Source organism: Mycobacterium sp. MUNTM1, assembly GCF_054660795.1.
Map to the genome: position 1 here is coordinate 1 of NZ_BAAGDE010000113.1, position 4603 is coordinate 4603.

The following is a 4603-nucleotide window of genomic DNA, read 5'->3' on the forward strand; positions in this document are numbered from 1 at the left end:
GTGTGCTCCGGCAAAACGGATTTCAGCGATGCGCCACGGTTCGACCACGTCAAGGTGGTGGGCCCGGTGAACTACGCAACCATTTTTCCCGCCTGCCGCGCCGTGGTCCACCACAGCGGCGCGGGCACCACGGCGGCGGGACTGCGCGCGGGAGTACCGACCTTGAGCCTCTGGAGTCTAAGCGATCAAAAGATCTGGGCCGGCCAGGTTCAACGATTGAAAGTTGGCTTGGCACGGCACTTTTCGAGTACTACGCAAGATTCCTTGGTTGCCGACCTGGGACAGATCCTGACCCCGGAGTACGCCATCCGCGCCCGCGCGATCGCGGCGCGGATGACCAAACCCGCCGAGAGCATCGCGACCACCGCCAACCTCCTGGAAAAATTTGCCGCCTGAGATGCCGTCGCTCGCCAGCGACATGAGCAAACGGGAAATTTACCAAGCGTTCTCGGCGCTGAAATGCCGCCCAGGAATATTTGCTGCGTGCCCCCCTATCCCACAAATCGCACATTTACCGCGCGCTCGGCAGGAACTCAGGTTCCGTGTTGGCTATTATTGACCAAAGTGTCAGTAACCGTGCTGTGTCGCGGCCACCGGTCGCGCGGTACGCAACCGCTCTGGGGGGACGGCATCTCTTCGCAAAGACTTTGTTCGCCGGTCAATGACAGGGTACTTCTCGACCGCGTCGCAGCCGGCGCGCGAAGGAGAGGCTCGCAGTGACCGCACCAAGCAGAGCAGCCAATGCACCGAAGGTCAGCGTGGTGTCGACCACGCACAACCAGCAGGCCTACATCCGTGACACATTGGACGGCTTCCTCGCCCAGCAGATCGACTTTCCGATGGAGGTCATCGTCGCCGACGATGCCTCGACCGACGCCACACCGCGAATAATTCAGGACTACGCCCACCGCCACCCCCACCTGTTCCGACCGATCCTGCGATCCAAGAACGTCGGCCTCAACGTGAACCTGACCGGTGCCCTGTCCGCCGCGCGTGGCAAGTACATCGCGCTGTGCGAGGGCGACGATTACTGGGTCGACCCGTTGAAACTGAGCAAACAAGTCGCTTTACTCGACCAGAACCCCGACACCACAGTGTGTTTCCACCCGGTGCACGTCGCCTGGACCCGCGACCGCGATGAGGGCGAGAAACTCATACACACCGTCTACCGCAAGTTCGAGGAGGTCTTCCTTCCGACGTTCCCGCCACCCTTTCGGGCCGGCGACCTCAGCTTCGAGACGTTGATTTCGCGAAACTTCATCCAGACCAACTCGGTGATGTACCGCCGCCTCCCCCGCTACGACGACATTTCGGCCGACGTCATGCCCCTGGATTGGTACCTGCACGTCCGTCACGCCGCCGAAGGCGACATCGCCATGCTGCCGGAGACCATGGCCGTGTACCGCCGCCACCCGCGCGGCATGTGGTACAAGTCGATCACCGATCCCGAAACCTTCTGGCGGACGCAGGGTCCCGCGCATGTGGCGACCTTGGACGCCATGCTCGATGTCGTCTCCGGCGACCCCGTGCACGAATCGATCGTGGCCAAGAACGCCAACTGGGTGCTCAGCGCCATCGCCAAACAGGTCCCAGATCCTGAGGGTCAGGCGATCTTGGTGCAAACCGCGGCCGAGCACCCGCGCATCGCGACGCTGGCGCTACGCAACCGCTGGACCAAAACGCTCGGCGGACGTCTGAAGGCGTTCCGGTGCAAGCTCACCCGCAACGCCGCTCAACCGGAGGACGGCGCTGGACCCGGAGTCGACGAGCGGCTGAGTGCGTGACGATGAATGTCGCCGTCGACCCCACCGTCGCATACCTGGGCTGGCACGGGCTGGGCAACCTCGGCGACGATGCGATCTACGACGCGGTTCGGGGCCAGTTGCGCGGGGCCACCTTTCTCGATCTGCCGCGCCTCCCACACCAACTGATCTATGCAACCGCCACGGCGGCAATGGGTTTGAACCGAACGCTGCGGCGCAGCAGGCAGGTCGTGGGTGGCGGCACGCTCGTCGGTAGGAGCCAGTGGCGGCTCTTGGTCAACCGAGGGTTGGCGCTCACCAAAGACAACGGAAGCTACGCGATCGGCGTCGGCGTGGAAGATCCGGTATTCGGCGGACGCAATAGCGGCTCGGGCAAAGGCGAGCTGAAACGTTGGGCGCCGATACTTTCCAGGTTCCGTACCGTGTCCGTGCGAGGGCCGCGTAGCGCCGAACTTCTGGCCGACATCGGGTTAAACGTCGAGGTATCCGGCGACCCGGCGCTGCTTCTCCCCCGGCCAGACGTCACTTTCGAAGACGGCCTGATCGGACTGAATCTCGGCTTCGGAGACGACCTTTGGGGACACGACCCGCAGCAGCTGGCGGACGAGATAGCCGGCGCCGTCAAGCGGCTGTCGTCACACGGCTACCGCTTCGTCGGGATACTGATGAATCCAGCAGACCGACGCTGGACCGAAGTGGCGCTGAGAGACATTCCGGAAGCAGAGATGGTGCTTCCGGCCAATCCCGATGCGGCCGCGCGGGAATTGGCCCGCTGTTCGGCCGCCATCGTCACCCGCCTGCACGCGAGCGTCCTGGCTTCCCTATCCGGTACACCCGTCGTTTCCCTTGAGTACCAACCGAAATGCCGAGACTTCGCGCTCGCCATCGATGACGACCGGTCACTGATTCGCACCGACCAGGTGAGCAGCGCCGCCGTGGTCGACCGGGTGTTCGACGCGATCGCGAACTCGTCGCACATCCGGAGCAGGAAGCGCACCGCCGTCACACGCCTCAAACAGCGTCTCGAGGGCGAATACGCGGATCTGGCAAAGCAGTTGGGTCTCGCGTCGTGATAGCGCTGCGGAAAGCGTTGGACCTGAAGTGGATCAAACGTGGCGGACGCATCGCCGGCCTTCCCCGACGATTGCCACGCGCGGCACGTAAAACCGACATCGAATCTTCGGCGCAGGCGACGGAGAAGCTCGGCGCACTGCCCCTGGCCGACGCCTACGGCCAGCCCGGTGCAACCCGGAAACCCAAACAGGTCCGGGCCGCCTCCTGGCAGGGTGACTTGTACGCCTACCTGGTGGACTTGCGCGACCCCACGATCGTCGTGGAGTTCGGCTCGGCGTTCGGGGTGTCCGGGATGTACCTGTCCTCGGCGCTTCGGCAGGGGTGGATGTATTCGTTCGAGATCAATCCATCCTGGGCTGACATCGCTGAGCGCAACATCAAATCCGTCACCGACCGCTACACGCTGACGCGGGGCGCCTTCGAAGACCACGTCGGCGACATCCCCGACTCGATCGATCTGGCCTTGGTCGACGGGATCCACACCCGAGACTTCGTGACCCGGCAGTGGCAGATCCTCAAGCCCCGGATGGCCCCGGGCGGCTGCGTGCTGTTCGATGACATCGACTTCAACCCCGGAATGGGCGAGGCCTGGCGGGACATCTGCGCCGATCCCGACGTGGTGGGGGCGGTCGAGGTGTCCAAACGGCTGGGGCTCGTCGAATTGGCTTCCTAGTCGCCCCCGTTCGCCAACCCGCCGACCTGCGCACAATGGCGATCCCCTGACGGCCGGCCCACCGAACCGGCGATAATGGCCCCGACGTTGCCGACAGCGGGACGACTCGGAAGGCAGGATGTGTCGTGAAGTTTGCCCTGGCGAGTTACGGAACTCGCGGCGACATCGAACCGTCCGCGGCCGTCGGCCTCGAACTGCTGCGCCGGGGCCACGAAGTGCGCATGGCCGTGCCGCCCGAGCTGGTCAGCTTCGTCGAGTCGGTCGGGCTCGCCGCGGTCCCCTACGGGCCGAAGGTGCAGGAGTTTCTGGACGAGGAATTCCTTCGCAACATGTGGACGGACTTCTTCCGCAATCCGGTCAGGCAGGTGCTCAAAGTCTGGGATCCGCTGATCAAATACTGGGGCGACGTCAGCACCACCTTGAGGTCGCTGGCGGATGGCGCCGATCTGCTTTCCACCGGCCTGAATTTCGAGCAGGCCGCCGCCAACGTCGCCGAGCACTACGACATCCCGTTGGCCGGGCTGCACCACTTTCCCATGCGGGCCAATGGCCGGCTCATGCCGACCATGCCCGCGCCGCTGGTGCGCTCCACGATGACGGCGATCGAATGGCTGTTCTGGCGCGCGACGAAGGACGTCGACAACGCGCAACGCGGCGAGCTCGGCCTGCCGAAGGCAACCCATCGCTCGCAGCGGCGAATCGCCGAACGCCGATCGCTGGAGATTCAGGCCTACGACGACATCTTCTTTCCCGGCCTGGCGGCCGAATGGGCGCGCTGGGGCGACCGGCGCCCCTTTGTCGGGGCACTGACGATGGAGTTACCCACGGAGGCCGACGAGGACGTCGCATCCTGGATTGCCTCGGGAACACCACCGATTTGCTTCGGTTCCGGCAGCATCGCACTCGAATCCGCGGCCGACACCGTCGAAATGATCGGCTCGGCGTCCGCGCAACTGGGGCAGCGGGCGTTGATCGCCGCTGGCCGTAGCGACTTCAGCGGCGTCCCGCTCGCCGATCACGTCAAGGTGGTGGGCCCGGTGAACTACGCGACGATATTTCCCGTCTGCCGCGCGGTGGTCCATCACGGCGGTTC

General features: G+C 64.6%; 5 protein-coding genes. All 5 read left to right on the forward strand.

Annotated features, from left to right (window positions below):
• On the forward strand, nt 1-396 hold a 396-nt coding region (locus ACYQ8K_RS29745; protein ID WP_459974921.1), incomplete at its 5' end, for a glycosyltransferase.
• Nucleotides 397-716: 320 nt separating this feature from the next.
• Entirely contained in the window at nt 717-1784 is a 1068-nt protein-coding gene (locus ACYQ8K_RS29750; RefSeq protein ID WP_459974923.1) for a glycosyltransferase, read from the forward strand.
• 2 nt (nt 1785-1786) lie between these two features.
• A complete protein-coding gene (locus ACYQ8K_RS29755) occupies nt 1787-2836 on the forward strand; it encodes a polysaccharide pyruvyl transferase family protein (protein ID WP_459974925.1) in 1050 nt (349 codons plus the stop codon).
• Nucleotides 2833-3510, forward strand: coding sequence for an O-methyltransferase (locus ACYQ8K_RS29760; protein WP_459974927.1), 678 nt, complete (start codon nt 2833-2835; stop codon nt 3508-3510). Before ACYQ8K_RS29755 ends, ACYQ8K_RS29760 begins: the two co-directional genes overlap by 4 nt.
• A gap of 125 nt (nt 3511-3635) precedes the next feature.
• On the forward strand, nt 3636-4603 hold a 968-nt coding region (locus ACYQ8K_RS29765; protein ID WP_459974929.1), incomplete at its 3' end, for a glycosyltransferase.

Coding starts and splice junctions, on each gene's coding strand:
- ACYQ8K_RS29755 (WP_459974925.1), top strand. CDS start 1,787: ATGAATGTCGCCGTCGACCCCACCGTCGCATACCTGGGCTGGCACGGG.